The 17,027-nt window shown below is 69.8% G+C and carries 19 protein-coding genes; 3 read left to right on the top strand and 16 right to left on the bottom strand.

Going from position 1 to position 17,027, the window contains the following annotated elements; all coding sequences use genetic code 11:
* Window positions 1-3 precede the first annotated feature (3 nt).
* On the top strand, window positions 4-1,197 hold the full coding sequence (locus ACQHIV_RS34040; RefSeq protein ID WP_427888249.1) for an NADH-quinone oxidoreductase subunit D: 1,194 nt from the start codon (window positions 4-6) through the stop codon (window positions 1,195-1,197).
* On the opposite strand, the gene ACQHIV_RS34035 is transcribed toward ACQHIV_RS34040, so the two are convergent.
* The 14 genes from ACQHIV_RS34035 to dacB form a co-directional block, all read right to left on the bottom strand.
* Complete coding sequence (locus tag ACQHIV_RS34035) at window positions 1,108-1,956, bottom strand: inositol monophosphatase family protein (RefSeq protein WP_427888247.1); 849 nt, start codon at window positions 1,954-1,956, stop codon at window positions 1,108-1,110. The genes ACQHIV_RS34040 and ACQHIV_RS34035 overlap by 90 nt on opposite strands.
* Before the next feature lie 20 nt (window positions 1,957-1,976).
* Complete coding sequence (locus ACQHIV_RS34030; RefSeq protein WP_380195133.1) at window positions 1,977-2,417, bottom strand: hypothetical protein; 441 nt, start codon at window positions 2,415-2,417, stop codon at window positions 1,977-1,979.
* A gap of 11 nt (window positions 2,418-2,428) precedes the next feature.
* A complete protein-coding gene (locus tag ACQHIV_RS34025; protein ID WP_380195132.1) occupies window positions 2,429-2,938 on the bottom strand; it encodes a DUF3180 domain-containing protein in 510 nt (169 codons plus the stop codon).
* Window positions 2,939-2,940: 2 nt separating this feature from the next.
* Window positions 2,941-3,498: a 2-amino-4-hydroxy-6-hydroxymethyldihydropteridine diphosphokinase gene (gene folK, locus ACQHIV_RS34020; protein WP_427888244.1), complete on the bottom strand. Its 558-nt coding sequence runs from the start codon at window positions 3,496-3,498 to the stop codon at window positions 2,941-2,943.
* Complete coding sequence (folB, locus tag ACQHIV_RS34015; RefSeq protein WP_427888242.1) at window positions 3,495-3,884, bottom strand: dihydroneopterin aldolase; 390 nt, start codon at window positions 3,882-3,884, stop codon at window positions 3,495-3,497. Before folB ends, folK begins: the two co-directional genes overlap by 4 nt.
* Window positions 3,881-4,354 carry a nuclear transport factor 2 family protein gene (locus tag ACQHIV_RS34010; protein WP_427888240.1) on the bottom strand — a complete coding sequence of 158 codons (474 nt, stop codon included), beginning with the start codon at window positions 4,352-4,354 and terminating at the stop codon, window positions 3,881-3,883. The genes folB and ACQHIV_RS34010 overlap by 4 nt, the downstream gene beginning before the upstream one ends.
* The gene (folP, locus tag ACQHIV_RS34005; RefSeq protein ID WP_427896622.1) at window positions 4,351-5,148 is read right to left on the bottom strand and encodes a dihydropteroate synthase; all 798 of its coding nucleotides are present in this window, start codon (window positions 5,146-5,148) and stop codon (window positions 4,351-4,353) included. Before folP ends, ACQHIV_RS34010 begins: the two co-directional genes overlap by 4 nt.
* Window positions 5,149-5,251: 103 nt before the next feature.
* A complete protein-coding gene (locus ACQHIV_RS34000) occupies window positions 5,252-6,382 on the bottom strand; it encodes a S1 family peptidase (protein WP_427888238.1) in 1,131 nt (376 codons plus the stop codon).
* Between the two features lie 135 nt (window positions 6,383-6,517).
* Entirely contained in the window at window positions 6,518-7,090 is a 573-nt protein-coding gene (gene folE, locus ACQHIV_RS33995) for a GTP cyclohydrolase I FolE (RefSeq protein ID WP_427888236.1), read from the bottom strand.
* A gap of 68 nt (window positions 7,091-7,158) precedes the next feature.
* Window positions 7,159-9,213: an ATP-dependent zinc metalloprotease FtsH gene (gene ftsH / locus ACQHIV_RS33990; protein WP_427888234.1), complete on the bottom strand. Its 2,055-nt coding sequence runs from the start codon at window positions 9,211-9,213 to the stop codon at window positions 7,159-7,161.
* 174 nt (window positions 9,214-9,387) lie between these two features.
* Window positions 9,388-9,942 carry a hypoxanthine phosphoribosyltransferase gene (hpt, locus tag ACQHIV_RS33985; RefSeq protein WP_427888232.1) on the bottom strand — a complete coding sequence of 185 codons (555 nt, stop codon included), beginning with the start codon at window positions 9,940-9,942 and terminating at the stop codon, window positions 9,388-9,390.
* A gap of 4 nt (window positions 9,943-9,946) precedes the next feature.
* Window positions 9,947-10,987 carry a tRNA lysidine(34) synthetase TilS gene (tilS, locus tag ACQHIV_RS33980; protein ID WP_427888230.1) on the bottom strand — a complete coding sequence of 347 codons (1,041 nt, stop codon included), beginning with the start codon at window positions 10,985-10,987 and terminating at the stop codon, window positions 9,947-9,949.
* The gene (locus tag ACQHIV_RS33975) at window positions 10,959-12,050 is read right to left on the bottom strand and encodes a zinc-dependent metalloprotease (protein WP_427888228.1); all 1,092 of its coding nucleotides are present in this window, start codon (window positions 12,048-12,050) and stop codon (window positions 10,959-10,961) included. Before ACQHIV_RS33975 ends, tilS begins: the two co-directional genes overlap by 29 nt.
* A 29-nt stretch (window positions 12,051-12,079) precedes the next feature.
* The gene (gene dacB, locus ACQHIV_RS33970; RefSeq protein WP_427888226.1) at window positions 12,080-13,426 is read right to left on the bottom strand and encodes a D-alanyl-D-alanine carboxypeptidase/D-alanyl-D-alanine endopeptidase; all 1,347 of its coding nucleotides are present in this window, start codon (window positions 13,424-13,426) and stop codon (window positions 12,080-12,082) included.
* Between the two features lie 50 nt (window positions 13,427-13,476).
* Here dacB and ACQHIV_RS33965 point away from each other — a divergent pair, with 50 nt between their 5' ends.
* A complete protein-coding gene (locus ACQHIV_RS33965; RefSeq protein WP_344197419.1) occupies window positions 13,477-13,968 on the top strand; it encodes an inorganic diphosphatase in 492 nt (163 codons plus the stop codon).
* Between the two features lie 27 nt (window positions 13,969-13,995).
* Here ACQHIV_RS33965 and ACQHIV_RS33960 read toward each other — a convergent pair whose 3' ends face one another.
* Window positions 13,996-14,427: a MarR family winged helix-turn-helix transcriptional regulator gene (locus tag ACQHIV_RS33960; protein WP_427888223.1), complete on the bottom strand. Its 432-nt coding sequence runs from the start codon at window positions 14,425-14,427 to the stop codon at window positions 13,996-13,998.
* An 88-nt stretch (window positions 14,428-14,515) separates the two neighbouring features.
* On the opposite strand from ACQHIV_RS33960, the gene ACQHIV_RS33955 reads away from it, so the two are divergent.
* On the top strand, window positions 14,516-15,481 hold the full coding sequence (locus ACQHIV_RS33955; RefSeq protein ID WP_427888221.1) for a quinone oxidoreductase family protein: 966 nt from the start codon (window positions 14,516-14,518) through the stop codon (window positions 15,479-15,481).
* Window positions 15,482-15,532: 51 nt separating this feature from the next.
* Here the strand turns inward: ACQHIV_RS33955 and ACQHIV_RS33950 are convergent, their stop codons facing one another.
* Complete coding sequence (locus ACQHIV_RS33950) at window positions 15,533-16,963, bottom strand: NlpC/P60 family protein (protein WP_427888219.1); 1,431 nt, start codon at window positions 16,961-16,963, stop codon at window positions 15,533-15,535.
* Between the last annotated feature and the right edge of the window lie 64 nt (window positions 16,964-17,027).

The following is a 17,027-nucleotide window of genomic DNA, read 5'->3' as shown; positions in this document are numbered from 1 at the left end:
GGCATGAGCACGGAAAAAGTGGTCGGAGTCGGGGCAGGAGCCGCTGGATTCGACCCTGCGTACGAGCGTGGCGGGGCCGGCTCGGACCTGCCGACCACGGACATGGTGCTCAACATCGGGCCGCAGCACCCGGCGACGCACGGCGTCCTGCGGTTGCGGCTGACGCTGGACGGTGAGCGGATCGTCGGCTGCGAGCCGATCATCGGCTACATGCACCGCGGCGCCGAGAAGCTGTTCGAGGTCCGTGACTACCGGCAGATCATCGTGCTGGCGAACCGGCACGACTGGCTGTCCGCGTTCGCCAACGAGCTGGGCGTGGTGATCGCGGTCGAGCGGATGATGAACCTCGAGGTCCCGGAGCGCGCCGTCTGGCTGCGCACCCTGCTGGCCGAGCTGAACCGGATCCTGAACCACCTGATGTTCCTCGGCTCCTACCCGCTCGAGCTGGGCGCCATCACGCCGGTGTTCTACGCGTTCCGCGAGCGCGAGACCATCCAGGCCGTGATGGAGGAGCTGTCCGGCGGCCGGATGCACTACATGTTCAACCGCGTCGGCGGCCTGAAGGAGGACCTCCCGTACGGCTGGCTCGGCCGCGCGTCGGACGCCGCCGCCGCGGTCCGCAGGCGGCTGCCCGACATCGAGGAGATCGTCCTCGGCAACGAGATCTTCCGCGCCCGCACGGTCGGTGTCGGCAAACTCGCCCCCGAACTGATCGCGCAGTACGGCGTTTCCGGCCCGATCGCCCGCGCCTCCGGCGTCGACGCCGACCTCCGCCGCGACGAGCCCTACCTGGCGTACGGCGACCTGCAGGACGTACTGCGGGTCGTGACGCGGCCGGAGGGCGACTGCTTCGCCCGGTTCGCCGTACTGCTCGAACAGGTGAAGGTGTCGCTCGACCTGGTCGACGCCTGCCTGGACAAGCTCCGCACGATGCCGGCCGGACCGGTGAACGTACGACTGCCGAAGATCCTCAAGGTCCCCGAGGGGCAGACGTACGCGTGGACCGAGAGCCCGCTCGGCATCAACGGGTACTACCTGGTCTCCCGCGGCGACAAGACCCCCTGGCGGCTGAAGCTCCGCTCGGCCAGCTTCAACAACATCTCCGCACTACCCGCGCTGCTCCCCGGCACCATGATCCCGGACATGATCGCGATCCTCGGCAGCATGTTCTTCGTGGTCGGCGACATCGACAAGTAGCTCGAGCAACTGGTCCTTCAGGTGCGGGCTGACCGCGAACACCCCGCGTGACTCCGGCGCGTGCTCGGTACCGTCCAGATCCAGCACGGTCACGCCCGCCTCGCGGCAGATCGCCACGCCGGCCATCGTGTCCCAGGGCTTGTTCGAGAACATGATCAGCGCGTCGAAGTACCCGTTCGCGGTCCAGGTCAGCGCGGTGGCCGCCGTACCGATCATCCGCAGCCGCTGCACCCGCGGGAACAGCCGCCGGGTCAGCGCGACCCGGTCGGCGTTCACCCGCTCGGCGTCCGGCCCGACCGCATAGTCGCCCACGGCAACCAACGCCTCGGACAGCTCGGTGCACTCGCTGCCGCGGATCGGCTTCCCGTTGCAGGTCGCGCCCAGCCCCTCGGCGGCGACGTACGTCGTGTTCAGCGCCGGGTGGTCGATCACGCCCGCGACCGCCCGCCCCTCGTGGATCAGGCCCAGCGAGATCGCCCACAGCGGTACGCCGTGGACGAAGTTGACCGTGCCGTCGATCGGGTCCAGCACCCAGCGGGTCCCGTCGGTCGCGCCGCCCTCCTCCTCGCCGAGTACGCCGAGGTCCGGCGTCTCGCGTTCGAGGAACGCCCGGACCTCCCGCTCGACGGCGAAGTCGACCTCGGACGCCATGTCCCGGTCGCCCTTCGAGGTCAGCACCCCCGGCGCCATCGACTCGGTGACGGCCCGCCCACGAGCGACGGCGGCTTCGGCAACCTTCAGCAGTTCGGCAAGATCCACACGCCGAACCTACAGGGTGGTCAGGACGCGGCGAGGCCCCGGAGTTTGAGGTCCACGACGGTTGGGGCGTCGGCCTGGGAGTGCTTGTCGCCGGCCGCGACGACCGTGGCGACCTCCTCGTCGATCTTGTCCAGGCGCTGGTCGATCTTGTCCAGCCGGCGCTGCATGAGGTCGACGAACTCGGCGTTCTCCACCACGCGCGCGCTGGTGATCCGCGAGTACTCCTGCGCGACCTGTGCGCGCTCGTCGGAGTGGGCCAGCCGTTCCACCAGCAACTGGTGACGGAACAGGACGGCAGCAGCGATCGCGACCAGCACAGCCCCGCCCGCGGCGGCCCGGAGGATCCAGGCGTTCTGCGAGAAGAGCGCGATACTCGCGCCCAGACAGCCGACGATCAGCAGACCGTTGGCGACGGTGAGAACTGTGGTCCTGGTTCGACGGCGGCTACCCCTTGACCCCATGGGTCGCCATGTTAAGGGGTCTCGTCGGGGTCCTCGGGAATGCGACACGCACGTTCGAGCAACAATCCGGCCGTGACGACCAGCACCGAGATCACCGCCGCGGCTCCGGCCATGATCACTCTGTTACGAGGCCCTGAGAAGCCCAGCGCCTGCACGAAGCTTAACGCGAACCCTGCGTAAACACCGGTGCACAACGCGCCGACAAACGCGCTTGCCTTCCCGATCATCAACAGGAACACGGCGCGCGACGGTTCCATCCGTTCCCGGCGTACCTGGATCCGCTGATGGGTGTTGCGCGCCGCCACGAACAGCAGCGCGGCGAGGAACAGCCAGGCGACCAACGTCAGCCAGGACACCCCGGGCGCCACCCCGCCGCCGGACTCGACGACCTTGACCAGCGTGACGCCGATCGCGAGGCCCAGGACGGCGATCGCGACCAGCAGCCGTCGCGAGGTCGGCCGCACCGAGCCCTCGGGCGGCTCCTTCTGAGGCGCCCGGCCGGGCTCGGTACCGCCGGACACCACTACTGCAGCTCGATGTCGAGCTTGGTCACACCGTCGGTACCGACCTTCGCGAGCAGGTCCGCGACCGGGCCGTGGCCCGGCAGTACGGCGTCCCGCTCGATGTCGAGCCACGGCGCCAGCACGAACGCCCGCTCGTGCGCCCGCGGGTGCGGGATGGTCAGTTCCTCGGTCTCGATCGTCTTCTGCCCGTAGGTGATCAGATCGATGTCCAGGGTCCGCGGCGCGCCCGGCACGCTGCGCTCCCGGCCGAACGCCTCCTCGACCGCGTGCGCGCGCTCCAGCAGCAGGTCCACGCCGAGGGTGGTGTCGGCCAGCAGCACGATGTTCAGGTACGGGCCCGACTCGTCCGGGCCGCCGACCGGCTCGGTCTCGTACACCGGCGAGACCTCGACCACGACGACGTCCGGGGTGTCCCGCAGCGCGTCGACCGCGCCCTGCAGGTTGGCCTCCCGGTCGCCGAGGTTGCTGCCGAGCGACAGGATGAGCTGGCGGATCGGCTTCAGGCCTCCGCTCAGGGTGTCCGCGTCGATGACGTGGGGACTAGGGGTCTCAGTCACGAGGATTCTCCGGCTCTGCGCTGCACGGTCAGGACAACGTCGTCGAACGGCACCGTGATCGGCGCCGAGGGTTTGTGGATGGTCACGGCCGTCGCTGTCACCCGTTCGTCGGCAAGACAGAGATCGGCGATGCGCTGGGCGAGGGTCTCGATCAGGTCCACCGGGTCGTTCTCGATCGCCTGGTGCACCCGCTCGGCCACCACCCCGTAGTTCACGGTGTCGGCCAGGTCGTCGGAGGCGGCGGCGGGCCGGGTGTCCAGCTCCAGCCGGACGTCCACGACGAACTCCTGCCCGTCGGCCCGCTCGTGCTCGAACACCCCGTGGCGCCCGAACCCGCGGATGCCCCGGATCTCGATCACATCAGGCGGAGATACGGGACCGTTCATTCCGCCTCCTCCTGTCGGCCCCCAGACGACAGTACCGGGGAGGCATGGTGGATCCACAACCGCCAGCCGGCGGAAGTTCTGCGGAAAACGTTGGTCGCGAGCGCCTTTCCGCCCGCGAACCCGTCCTCCGGCGCCCCCTCACCGGACGACAGGACATTCTCCGTACACGTGACGTATGCCACGTCTTCATCCACCCGCACCTGCACGTCGGTGAGAAAGAACTGGATGTACGGCGTGTTCGCGAAGATCATCGCCCAGGCCCGCATCAGCTCCGGATACCCGGAGATCGCCGCATTGCCCGGGTGGATGCACACCGGGTCCGGGTCCGGCAGCCAGACCGCCGCCATCAGATCCAGGTCGCCGGCCTCGAAGGCGTTGTAGAACGCGGTGTTCGCGTTCAGTACGGCGTCCTCGACGGTAGCCCCACGTGCAGCATCGCCTCCCGTGCCCTGCCGTGGTGCATCCGTCATACCGTTCCCCATCTCTGTGCCACCCGGACCGCGTCCACGTTCGGTGCCACCGCGTGCGCCCGGACACACCAGGCACCGGCGGCGGCGGCCAGGGCGGATACGGCCACGCTCGCGTCGTCTCGTCGTACGGCCGGTCTGGGTTCGCCGGTCTGCTCGTCGGCGAGCAGCCTACCGAGGAACGTCTTCCGGGACGCACCGATCAGCAACGGTCTTTCCAGTACGGCGAATTCCCGCAACCGGCGAAGAATCTCCCAGTTGTGCTCGGCGTTCTTCGCGAACCCGAGCCCGGGATCGAGCGCGACCCGCTTCAGGTCGATGCCGGCCGCCCGCAGGACGTCGAGGCGCTCGGCGAGCTCGGCGACCACCTCCGCGACCACGTCGCCGTACTCCGCCTTGTTCTGCATGTCGAGCGAGTGCCCACGCCAATGCATGCACAGGTACGGCGCTGCGCGCTCCGCGACCAGCGGCAGCATGTCCGGGTCGGCGAGCCCGCCGGACACGTCGTTGATCATCGTGGCGCCGGCGTCCAGCACCAGCTCCGCGACCCGGGCCCGCATGGTGTCGACCGAGATGATCGCGCCGTCCGCGGCGAGCGCCTCGACGACCGGGATCACCCGGCGGATCTCCTCCTCCTGCGACGGCCGGACGGCCCGCGGGCGGGTCGACTCGCCGCCGACGTCGAGCAGGTCAGCGCCCTCGGCCAGCAGCTCCCGGCCGTGCTTGATCGCGGCGGCCGGCTCGAACCACTCGCCGCCGTCCGAGAACGAGTCCGGTGTCACGTTCACCACGCCCATGACGAGGCACCGGTCCAGCACCGGCAACCCGTCGACGTGACCCCATGGCTCAGTTCTCACCCACACACCGTAGTAGCCCGCACCCCCAAGGCCTACAGAGAGGTCAGTTGGCGAGGATCAAGCGGGACTTCGTGGACTGCAGGACCACGCCGATCGGCTGCGAGTACGACTCGTTCGTCTGGCCGTACTTCTCCAGGCACTGGCCGTCGATCAGCGCCGCGCCGCTGGTGATGCCCTGGGCGTAGTTGCCGGTCATGTTGGCGCCGCCGGAGTCGCCGGCCTCGACGCAGGCGGTGTGCTGGAACAGGCCGCGGACCACGCGGTTGTTGCCGTAGTTGACGGTCACGTTCCGGGCGACGATCCGGCCGCAGGTCCAGCCGGTGCTCTTCCCGGACTTGCAGAGCGTGGAGCCGACGGTGGCGTCCGCGATGCCCTTGACCGCGACGTTGCCGTTGCCCCAGCCCTCGACGTACCCCTGCTGGTCCCAGCCCTCGATGACGCCGACCGAGCCGAAGTCGCTGCCCGGGAACGTCGAGGTGTAGGTGTCGCCGAGGACGTACCCGTTGCGGGAGAACGACGGCTTGCCGGACGTGCAGTGCCCGGCGGTCAGGAAGATCCGGGTGCCCTGGCGGGTCGTGGCGTTGAAGCCGAGCGAGCAGACGTACCCGGTGTTCTTGTCGACCTGGACCCCGCCGCGCAGGCTGAAGTCGTCCGCGGTGGTGCGGATCGTCCCGGAGACCCGGCGGACCGTGACCTGGTCGCCGTTCGCCTCCGCGCGGGACAGGAACCGCTCGGTGATCGAGTCGTGCGCGTTCTTCGGCACCGACACGACCACGGTCCCGCTGATCGGGTCGACGTACCACGAGCGCACCTTGCCGGCGCTGGACGTGGTGGCGACGTGGTTCAGCTCGTCCTGTACGGCGTTCAACTGGTGGGCCGTGTACTTGACCAGCCGCGGGATCGCGCCGATCTGCCGGACCAGCGCCGCGGTCGACAGGTTCGAGACCGCGACGATCAGCTCACCGGCGTCGTCGTAGTAGCTGCCGACGACACCCGAGTCCGCGCCGAGCTCCGACTCCAGGGTCTCCGCGACCAGCGGGTCGACGGGCGTCTTCACGCCTGTCTTCGGCGTGGGCCGCGTGTCCGCGGTGGCCCAGTTCGCTGCCGCCAGTCCGCCCGCCGTCAGGACGACGACCCCGGCCAGTGCGGCGCCGATCCGGAAACGCCCCGACATCCTGTCCTCCTCACCCGGCACCTGGTCCCCGTTGGCCAAGCACCACTACGGAAAGTAAACGCTCAGCGACAGAATGTCCATAGTCTCGGACTCTCAAACTTCAACGAGGCCAGGGGCTGGTGGGCTACGGGTGGTTCACCCCACGATCAGGCTCATCGCCTCGGCGCGGGTGCTGGGGTTGCGGAGCTGGCCGCGGACGGCGGAGGTGATGGTCTTGGCGCCCGGTTTCCGGACGCCGCGCATGGTCATGCACAGGTGCTCGCACTCGATCACGACGATCACGCCGCGCGGCTCGAGGATCTCCACCAGGGACTCGGCGATCTGCGTGGTCAGCCGCTCCTGGACCTGCGGGCGCTTCGCGTACACGTCGACCAGCCGGGCGAGCTTCGACAGCCCGGTGACCCGTCCGTCCCGGCTCGGGATGTACCCGACGTGCGCGACGCCCGTGAACGGCACCAGGTGGTGCTCGCACAGGCTCCACACCTCGATGTCCTTCACCAGCACCATCTCGTCGTGCTCGAGCGCGAACGTGGTGGTCAGCACGTCCTCGGCGCCCTGGCCGAGCCCGGCGGTCATCTCGGCGTACGACCGGGCCACCCGGGCCGGCGTGTCCCGCAGCCCCTCGCGGTCCGGGTCCTCGCCGATCGCGAGCAGCAACTCGCGGACCGCCCGCTCCGCCCGCGCATGGTCGAACTTCGGTGACGTCACGCGTGGAACGCTACCCGGCGGGAACACGAAAACGCCGCCACCCGGTCCGGGTGGCGGCGTTCGCGGCGTTACTGGTGGTTCGGCGGGGTGGGGCCGCTGCCGTAGTCCGGCGGGCGGATCGCCTCGTCCGGGCCGACCGAGCCGCCCGGGAGCACGTCCGAGAGCGAGCCCTCGTGGCCGTGCTGCCCGTTCTGCCCGTTCTGCTCGGCGGGGGTCGGCATCACCGGCGGCTGGTCGGACGGGATCCGGGTGGACGACCCGGTCCAGGCCGGCCGCCGCTCGCGCTTGATCACCGGCTCGAACACACTGGCGATCTGGTGCTTGTCCAGCGTCTCCTTCTCCAGCAGCTCCTCGACCAGGTGGTCCAGGACCGCGCGGTTCTCGACCAGGATGTCGAAGGCCTCCTGGTGCGCGTTCAGGATCAGCTTGCCGACCTCCTCGTCGACCGCGGCGGCGATCTCCTCGGAGTAGTTCCGCTGGCTGCCGATGTCGCGGCCCAGGAACGGCTCGCTGCTGTCCTGGCCGAACTTGATCGCGCCCAGCCGCTCGGTCATGCCGTACTGGGTGACCATCGCGCGGGCCAGCGCCGTCGCCTTCTCGATGTCGTTGGACGCACCCGTGGTCGGGTCGTGGAAGACCATCTCCTCGGCGGCCCGGCCGCCGAGCATGTAGGCCAGCTTGTCCAGCATCTCCGAGCGGGTGGTCGAGTACTTGTCCTCGTCCGGCATCACCATCGTGTAGCCGAGCGCCCGGCCCCGCGGCAGGATCGTCACCTTCTGCACCGGGTCGGAGTGCGGCAGCGCCGCGGCGACCAGGGCGTGCCCGCCCTCGTGGTACGCCGTGAGCACCTTCTCCTTGTCCGACATCAGCCGGGTCCGGCGCTGCGGGCCGGCGATCACGCGGTCGATGGCCTCGTCCAGCGCGCGGTTGTCGATCAGCTGCGCGTTCGACCGGGCGGTCAGCAGGGCCGCCTCGTTCAGCACGTTCGCCAGGTCGGCACCGGTCATCCCCGGCGTCCGGCGGGCGACCGCGGTGAGGTCGACGTCCTGCGCCATCGGCTTGCCGCGGGAGTGCACCTTGAGGATCTGCTGCCGGCCGGGCAGGTCCGGCGCGTCGACGGCGATCTGCCGGTCGAAGCGGCCGGGCCGCAGCAGCGCCGGGTCGAGGACGTCAGGCCGGTTGGTGGCCGCGATCAGGATCACACCGCCGCGGACGTCGAAGCCGTCCATCTCGACCAGCAGCTGGTTCAGGGTCTGCTCGCGCTCGTCGTGGCCGCCGCCGAGACCCGCACCGCGGTGCCGGCCGACGGCGTCGATCTCGTCGATGAACACGATCGCCGGGGCGTTCGTCTTGGCCTGCTCGAACAGGTCGCGGACCCGGGAGGCACCGACACCCACGAACATCTCGACGAAGTCCGAACCGGAGATCGAGTAGAACGGCACCCCGGCCTCACCCGCGACCGCACGGGCCAGCAGGGTCTTACCGGTACCGGGCTGGCCGTAGAGCAGCACGCCCTTCGGGATCTTCGCGCCGACCGCCTGGAACTTGCCCGGCTCCTGCAGGAACTCCTTGATCTCGCCGAGCTCCTCGATCGCCTCGTCGACACCGGCGACGTCGGCGAACGTGGTCTTCGGAGTGTCCTTGGTGACCAGCTTGGCCTTCGACTTGGCGAAGCTCATCACCCGGGAGCCGCCACCCTGCATCGAGTTCATCAGGAAGATGAACACGACCGCGATCAGCAGGAACGGGATCAGCGTGGAGAACACCTGGCCGATGAAGCTCGGCTTCGGGTTCTGCACGTCGTACTTCTCGATCTTGCCGTCCTGGTACAGGCTCTGGATGTCGCTGCCCAGACCCTCGCCCTGACCGTCGACGTAGTGCGCCTGGATCTTGGTGCCGTCGGTCTTCTCGATCTGGATCTGTTCGTCCGGGTTGTTCAGCGTCACGGTTTTGATCGTCTTGTCGCTCGACGACTTGGCCTGCTGGATCAGCTGGACGACCTGGCCGGTGGACTCGGTCTTGTACCCGGACGAGCCGGTCAGGAGCTGCCCGATCACCAGTACGCCCAGGAAGGCGACGACGATCCAGAACAGGGGTCCGCGGAAGATGCGCTTCACGTCCATGATCGGGGCCGAGGCCCCGTCCCTCCTAGCTCGGCAGGCCCGGGTATGCGGGCTTGTGACGGTAACACCAGTCCAAGTGTCTCGTGTCGCACAAGACAACACACCACGAGGGTCACGAAAGGACGGGTGCGACCCGTTGTACAGGCTGCCGCCAAGTGTGCCTGCCGGAGGCCGTCAGGAGTAGACGTGCGGCGCCAGTGTCGCCACGCAGCGCAGGTTCCGGTACTTCTCCGCGTAGTCCAGCCCGTAGCCGACGACGAACTCGTCCGGCAGGTCGAACCCGACGTACTTCACCGGGACCGCCATCTTCGCGGCCGCGTCCGGCTTCCGGAACGCGGTGCAGATCTCCACCGACGCCGGGCCGCGGGACTGCAGGTTGCTGACCAGCCAGGTGAGCGTCAGGCCGGTGTCGATGATGTCCTCGACGATCAGCACGTGCCGGCCGCTGATGTCGGTGTCCAGGTCCTTCAGGATCCGGACCACGCCGGACGACTTGGTCCCGGAGCCGTACGACGAGACCGCCATCCAGTCCATCTCGACGTGCCGGGTGAGCGACCGGGCGAGGTCCGCCATCACCATCACGGCGCCCTTGAGAACGCCGACGATGAGGAGGTCCTTGCCCTCGTAGTCCTGCTCGATCCGCCCGGCCAGTTCCCGCAGCTTCGCCAGGATCTGGTCCTCGGTGTAATGGATCGTGCTCAGGTCCTTCTCGATGTCCGCAGCATCCACGGCGTCAGCCTGTCACATCGGAGCCCAATGCGATGAATCCGCCCCGGCGGACGGCGCGAATCCCTTGTGGTAGATCGATCCAGCGCTGCCCACGCCAGTCCGTGACGAGCGCGTCGACGGCCGCCACGTGCCCTGCGGTGAGGTCCGTGGCCCGGCAGCCGGCCTCCAGCGCGGCCTGGCGCAGTACGCGCGTTCTGATCGCGGCCGGCTCGTCCAGCAGTACGCCGGCGTCGCAGACGACCTGGCCCTCCGTACGGCTCAGTGCGGTCTCGGCTACGTCCGCGGCGAGCTGGTCGAGCGCGTCGGCGTCCGCCCGCAGCAGGCCCGCCGTACGGGCGAGTGCTTCGACCACACCAGGCCCAAGCGCCTCCTCCAGCACCGGGAGCACCTCGTGACGCACCCGGACGCGTGTGTACTGCGGGTCGTCGTTGTGCGGGTCGTGCCACGGTCGCAGCCCCGAAGCGATACAAGCAGCCGCCGTAGTAGCCCGCGGCACTTCCAGGAACGGTCGCCGCAACAACCCGACCGCCGGAGCCATCCCAGCCAGCGACCGGGCCCCTGAACCACGCCCTAGCCCCAGTAGAACAGTCTCCGCCTGGTCGTCACGCGTGTGAGCCAACAGCACGACGTCCGCGGCCAGCTCATCCGCCGCATCCCGCAGAGCGTCGTACCGCGCTGTGCGCGCAGCGCCCTCCGGCCCACCCTCCGTGCCGACCTCGACCACCCACACCCGGACAGGGTCGAGCCCGAGCGAGCGGCACTGGTCAGCAGCGACCTCCGCCACGTGGGCGGAGTCGGCCTGCAGCCCGTGGTCCACCACGACCGCCCCTGCCCGCAACCCGAGCTTGGGCGCCTCGAACGCGGTGGCGGCCGCCAGCGCCAGCGAGTCGGTGCCGCCCGAGCAGGCAACGAGCACCGTCGTGCCCTTCGGCAGCTCGCTCAGCGTTGCCCGCACGGCCTCCCGGGTCCGGGCGACGGCAGGGTGCAGTTTCCCGCGCCGTTGCGCGATCAGGCCCTCAGCCGTGGAGTCGGGAGACCCAGGCATCGGGGTTCGCGATCTCGTTCTTGGTCGGCAGCGTGTTCGGACCGGTCCAGACCCGGTTGAAGCCCTCCATGCCGACCCGCTCCACGACCCGGCGTACGAACGCCGCACCGTCCTTGTACTGCCGCAGCTTCGCGTCCAGCCCGAGCAGCCGCTTCAGCAGCTGGTCCACCGGGTTCCCGCTGGCCCGCCGCGACGTGAACTTGGCCCGGATCTTGTCCACGGTCGGGATCACCGACGGCCCGACCCCGTCCATCACGAAGTCCGCGTGGCCCTCCAGCAACGACATGACCGCGGTCAGCCGGTCCAGCACCGCACGCTGCTCCGGGGACTGCATGAGGTCCACCAGGCTCAGCTCGGCCTCACCACGCACCGACCGGCCCAGCCGCTGCACGGCCTCCCGGAACATCGCGGCGTACGCCGAAGCGTCCAGCTCGGCCTGGTCCAGGAACAGGGCGATCTCCGACCGCAGGTGGTCCCGCAGCCACGGTACGGCGGTGAACTGCACCCGGTGCGTCTCCTCGTGCAGGCAGACCCACAACCGGAAGTCCCGCGGTACGACGTCCAGCTCGGACTCCACGTGTACGACGTTGGGCGCAACCAGCAGCAGCCGCCCCGTCACACCGGGCCTGTCCGGGTCCGGCACCGCCGGGTAGAACGGGTCGAACTGGCCGAGCACCCGTGACGACAGGAACGCCAGCAGCGCGCCGGCCTCGATCCCGGTCACCCGGGAGCCGACCGCGGACGCCAGGGCCGCCCGGTCCGCCTTCTCACGGAGCTTGTCCGCCAGCGGCTGCAGGACGGTCCGGAACCCGTCCGCGTTCGCCTGCACCCACCCGGGCCGGTCCACGATCACCACGGGCGCGGTGGCCGACGTGGCCTGCAGCCCGGTGAACTCCCGGACGTGTCCCTCGGACTCGGCAGCGAACTGCCGCAGGTCGGCGACCACCTGGTCTGCCTCCGCGCGGCTGACGGCCGGGCCGGGGCGCACCAGCTTCCGCGCCACGCCGGTCGCCAGCTGCCAGTCGACCATCTCGGTCGTGGTCCCGCCTTCCGCCGTACTCATACAACGACCCTAGTGGTATGTCCCAACAATCAGCAGCCGCAGTTGGCGAGCGCCGACGTGGCGCGGTCGAGCGCTGCCCGCGCGTCGAGCGTCTTGGGCACCGGAACGCTGTCGCTGGCGATCGCGAACACCAGGAGCGTGCCCGTGCGGTCAAGGGCGTACCCAGCGAGGCTGTGCACGCTGGTGAGCGTCCCGGTCTTCGCATGGACCAGCCCGGTCCCGAAGCTTGTGCCGGCCGTGGTGAACCGCCCTCGGAGGCTTCCGTCGAACCCTGCGATCGGCAGTCCGGTCAGGAGGTGCCGCAGCTCCGGGTGGTCCTTGGACGCCGCAACCTGCACCGCACCGGCCAGCAGTTCCAGCGGGACCGTGTTCGCCCGTGTCAGTCCGCTGCCGTCGTAGATAGTCGCCTTGGACACGTCCAGGCCCAGCTTGGTCAGTGTTGCGCGTACGCCCTCCACACCACCGATGTACGTGCCGCCGTTGCCGGTAGCCAGCCCCACGTGCCGCAGCAGCGTCTCTGCACCGTCGTTGTCGCTGTGCAGGTTGATGTACTCCACGATCTGGCCGAGCGTGGGCGACTTCACCTGAGCCAGTAGCGCAGCGTTGGGGGGCGCGTCGACCGGCTTGGCGGCGGCCACCTTGATGCCGTACTGCTGCAGGAGCTTCTGGAACGACTGGGCCGCGGCAAGGGACGGTGAGGCCGACCGCTTCGCCATACCGGGAGCGATACGGCCCTCGTTGACCCAGAGCGCCGACGTAGGCGCCGCAATGCCCTCGGGGACGTACTTGGCCTCCCAGTGCGCGTTCACGGCGGGCCCGGTGAACAGCGTGGCGTCGTACCCGAGGGTGACGGCGGCGACGCCTTGCGCCTTGAGAGCCTTCGCCGTACTCGCGGCCAACGTCTGGAGGGTCGCACGGGCCGGGTAGTCAGCGGCGGGCTTCACCGCGAGCAGGGGGTCGCCGCCGCCGACCAGGGCGATCGACCCCTTGCCGAGGCTCACCACGTTGGTCGCGAACGTGTGGTCCGGGCCGAGCGTCTCCAGCGCCGACACGGTCGTCAGCAGCTTGAGCGTGGAGGCAGGCGTGTACGACGTACCGGCGCCGACCGAGAACACAGCCTTCCCGCGGGAGGCGTCGTACACGTAGATGCCGTGGTGCGGGCCGAGCGACGGGTCCTTGAGGATCGGCGCGAGCGCGGCCGCGACACCCGCCGCGGTCGGAGCGGCACCCTGCGTGGTCACCGGTGCCAGTACGGCGGGAGCCTGCTGGGTGAGCGTCACCGCCTGGGGCACGGCGCGTGCGCTGCTCGTACACAGGCCGGCGCACAGCGCCGTACTGAGAAGCGTGACGAATGCCGCACGGGCAGGTCGGGCCACCGGGCTGCTCCTGTCATTCGGTCGGTCGGAACCGTGACAGTATCTGCCGTATGGAGTTCGACGTCTTCATCGAGATCCCCAAGGGCACCCGCAACAAGTACGAGCTGGACCACAAGACGAACCGGCTGCGCCTCGACCGCACGCTGTTCACGGCGACGCAGTACCCGTCCGACTACGGCTTCATCGAGGACACCCTCGGTCAGGACGGCGACCCGCTGGACGCGCTCGTGCTGCTGCCGGAGCCGACGTTCCCGGGCTGCCTGATCCGCGCCCGGGCGATCGGCATGTTCCGGATGACCGACGAGAAGGGCCCGGACGACAAGGTCGTCTGCGTCCCGGCCGGCGACCCGCGCCAGGAGCACCTGCGCGACATCCACCACCTGCCGGAGTTCGACCGGCTGGAGATCCAGCACTTCTTCGAGGTCTACAAGGACCTCGAGCCCGGCAAGTCCGTCGAGGGCGCCACCTGGGTCGGCCGCACCGCCGCCGAGGAGGAGATCACCGCCTCCTTCAACCGCCTGAAGGCCGAAGGCGGCCACTAGGTCCTGCCTGGACCACCAGACAGGACCTCAGTCCCCTGAGACGCGGCGGAGCAGGCTCAGCAGGGTCTTGCGCTCCGCCGCGGTCAGTGGTGCCAGCAGGTCCGCCTCCGCGGCGTAGATCAGCTGGTCCATGTCCGCCAGGTGTTTCTCCCCGGCGGGCGTGATCGCGACGATCTTCCGGCGCCGGTCCGCGGCGTCGACCCGCCGCGCCAGCAGCTTCAGCTCCTCCAGCTCGTCGAGCACCGTGACCAGGTCGCTGCGATCCATCCCGATCCGGTCCGCAAGCGCCGCCTGCACCGACTCACCGTCGTCGGCCAGGCTCGCCAGCACGTGGTAGTGCAGCGTGCGTACGCCGCCCTCGGTCATGTGCTGCCGGACCAGCCGCTGGGCATGCTGACTCGCCCGCCCGAGCGCGAACAGCACCTGGTCGGACAGCCGATGGTTCGGCGACTTCTTCACCTCACCAACTCTATTGGCAACGCCTCCGCACGGAGTTATCGTGGGAACCTCCCATTATTTATAACCCCCACTATATGGAGAACCCACGATGCGTGCAGTGCGTTACCACCGCCACGGCGGTCCCGACGTCCTCCAGCTCGACGAGGTCGCCGTCCCCGAGCCCGGCCCCGGCCAGGTCCGGATCCGGGCGGAGGCGATCGGCGCGAACGCGATCGACACCGTCCTGCGGCGCGGCGGGACACCCTGGGACCGGCCGCTCCCGGGCCTGCTGACCGGCGAGGTGATCGGCCGGATCACCGCGATCGGCCCCGACGTACCGCCGGGCGTCGCGATCGGCCAACGCGTCGGGTCGCTGGCCGAGGACGCGTTCGCGGACGAGGTACTCGCGGACGCCGCGTTCCTGGCCGCGATCCCGGACGACGCCGATGTCGCCGAGGCAACGATGATGCCGATGACCGGACCACTCGCCTACCGGCTGCTCGAGACCGCCCAACTGCCGGCCGGCGGCACAGTGGTGATCCACTCCGCGGCCGGCACCATCGGCCACCTCGCCGTCCAGCTCGCCCGTTCGTACGACCCGAAGACCATCATCGGTACGGCGTCCTCCCCGCACCGGCTGGACTTCATCCGCTCGCTCGGCGCGGAGGCGGTCGACCTCACCGACCCGGACTGGGCGGCCAGGGTCCGCGAACTCGCACCCGAGGGCGTCGACGCCGTCCTCGACGCGGTCGGCGGGAAGGTCTTCGAGGAAGGGCTCGGACTACTCCGGCCGCTCGGCACGATGGTGACGTACGGCGCGATCACCACCGAACTGCCCGCAGTACCCGCGGGTGCCCTGTTCGGCTTCAAGACCGTCACCGGCGTGGCCATCATGGGCTGGCGCGGCGCCCGCCCGGACGCGGCCCGCGCCGACATCGCCGAGGTCACGCGGCGCTGGCAGTCCGGCGAACTCCGCCCGTACGTCCACGCCACCCACCCACTCGCCGACGTCACCAAGATCCACGAAACGCTGGACGCCCGAACGAGCCTCGGCCGCCTGGTCGCCATCCCCTGAACCGCGGAAGTCCCCGGCAACAGCTGACTGTTGCCGGGGACAACTACACGGCTACGGGCGGCCGAAGAAGTTCGGCGGGATCCAGTAGTAGACGCTGTCGATCTGGACCGGCTTGCCGGTGCGGGGGGCGTGGATCATCATGCCGCCGCCGATGTACATGGCGACGTGGTGGATGGTGGCCGGGTCGTTCGGGTCCTGGGCCCAGAAGATCAGGTCGCCGGGGCGAAGGTCGTTCTCCTGGATGTGCTGGATCTGCTCGTACTGCGCGGCGCTGTAGTGCGGGAGCTGTACGCCGGCGTTCTCCCAGGCGCCCATCGTCAACCCGGAGCAGTCCCACCGGTTCGGCCCGGTGGCGCCCCACAGGTACATGTCACCCAGCTGCCGCATCGCGAACCTGACCGCCGCCGAGCCACCGCCCCCCGACGAGCTGCCACCACCGCCGTTGTCATTGCCGCCACCACCGCCACCGCCGTTGCCGCTGTTGCCGTCGTTCGACGGCCTGTGGTGCTTCGGCTTCTTGCCGTGGTTCTTCTTGGCCTCCTCGCGGGCTTCCTGCTCCTCGCGAGCCTGCTCGGCCGCCGCGGCTCGGCGCTCCGCGGCCTCCTGGGCGGCGATCCGCCGCTTCAGCTCGGCGGCCTTCCGGGCCGCCTCCTCCGCCGCCTTGATCCGGGCGAGTTCCTCCAGCCCGCGCTGCCGCTGCGCAGCGACCTTCACCGAGATGTTCTGCAGTACGGCGAGCTGAGCGATCGAGTTCTTCCGCTGGACCCCGATCGCGGTCACCGCGGCCGCCTGCGCCGCCTCCGCGTCCTCGGCGGCCTTCTTCGCCGCGGCCGCCTCGTCGGCTGCCTTCTTGACCTTCACGACCGCCTGGTCGGCCTGCACCTTGAACAGGTTGGTCATCACCTGCGTCGCCGAGAAGCGCAGGTACGAACCCTGCATCGCGGCCGACACCGAGTGCGCCGCACCGGCGGAGTCGAGCAGCTGCTGCGGCCCGTCCGCGGTGAACAGCGGCGCGAGCTTCGCGACGTCGCCACCACCTTGGTACGACGCGGCGGCGAACCGGCCGATCTGCTGCCGCTGGGTGGCCAGCGTCTTCTCCGCGTCGGCGGCCCGGGCCGCGGCGGCGGCCGCCGCGGTCTTGGCCTGCTGGAGCCGGTAGACGGCCCCGTTGTACGCCTCGTCCGCGATCCCGGACTGGACGCCGAGCTGCTCGAGCCGCGTGTTCGCGGCGGCGAGCTCGCGCTCGATCTTGGCGACCTGGGCGGCCTTGGAGGCAGCTGCCTGCTTGGCCCGCGCGACCGCGGCCTTGGACGGGATCACCGGCGGCTTCGGCTTGGCAGCCTCGGCCGGGAGCGTGGGCACGGCCATGGAGCCGGCCAAGCAGATCGCGAGCACCCCGGAGAGCAGCAGCTTGCCTGCCCGTCCGGTCTTCCCAGCACTCGCGACCCGTTCGCCGGACGTGGCCCTTGAGGGCGTCCGCATCGGGATCGTTCCTTCCGCCGGTCACGAACCCCTTCCCCAGGGTTCGTGAACTTTTGGTCCTCCT

Origin of the sequence: Kribbella polygonati (assembly GCF_050320105.1) — a bacterium.
Taxonomy (GTDB): Bacteria; Actinomycetota; Actinomycetes; order Propionibacteriales; family Kribbellaceae; genus Kribbella.
This window is presented reverse-complemented; position numbering and strand designations above follow the sequence as displayed.

What these genes read in the sequence shown, in the direction of transcription:
- ACQHIV_RS34040 (WP_427888249.1), top strand. Translation starts at nt 4, where the DNA reads ATGAGCACGGAAAAAGTGGTCGGAGTCGGGGCAGGAGCCGCTGGATTC.
- ACQHIV_RS34030 (WP_380195133.1), bottom strand. Translation starts at nt 2,417, where the DNA reads ATGGGGTCAAGGGGTAGCCGCCGTCGAACCAGGACCACAGTTCTCACC.
- folB (WP_427888242.1), bottom strand. Translation starts at nt 3,884, where the DNA reads ATGAACGGTCCCGTATCTCCGCCTGATGTGATCGAGATCCGGGGCATC.
- ACQHIV_RS34010 (WP_427888240.1), bottom strand. Translation starts at nt 4,354, where the DNA reads ATGACGGATGCACCACGGCAGGGCACGGGAGGCGATGCTGCACGTGGG.
- folP (WP_427896622.1), bottom strand. Translation starts at nt 5,148, where the DNA reads ATGGGCGTGGTGAACGTGACACCGGACTCGTTCTCGGACGGCGGCGAG.
- ACQHIV_RS34000 (WP_427888238.1), bottom strand. Translation starts at nt 6,382, where the DNA reads ATGTCGGGGCGTTTCCGGATCGGCGCCGCACTGGCCGGGGTCGTCGTC.
- ftsH (WP_427888234.1), bottom strand. Translation starts at nt 9,213, where the DNA reads ATGGACGTGAAGCGCATCTTCCGCGGACCCCTGTTCTGGATCGTCGTC.
- tilS (WP_427888230.1), bottom strand. Translation starts at nt 10,987, where the DNA reads ATGCCTGGGTCTCCCGACTCCACGGCTGAGGGCCTGATCGCGCAACGG.
- ACQHIV_RS33975 (WP_427888228.1), bottom strand. Translation starts at nt 12,050, where the DNA reads ATGAGTACGGCGGAAGGCGGGACCACGACCGAGATGGTCGACTGGCAG.
- ACQHIV_RS33965 (WP_344197419.1), top strand. Translation starts at nt 13,477, where the DNA reads ATGGAGTTCGACGTCTTCATCGAGATCCCCAAGGGCACCCGCAACAAG.
- ACQHIV_RS33955 (WP_427888221.1), top strand. Translation starts at nt 14,516, where the DNA reads ATGCGTGCAGTGCGTTACCACCGCCACGGCGGTCCCGACGTCCTCCAG.
- ACQHIV_RS33950 (WP_427888219.1), bottom strand. Translation starts at nt 16,963, where the DNA reads ATGCGGACGCCCTCAAGGGCCACGTCCGGCGAACGGGTCGCGAGTGCT.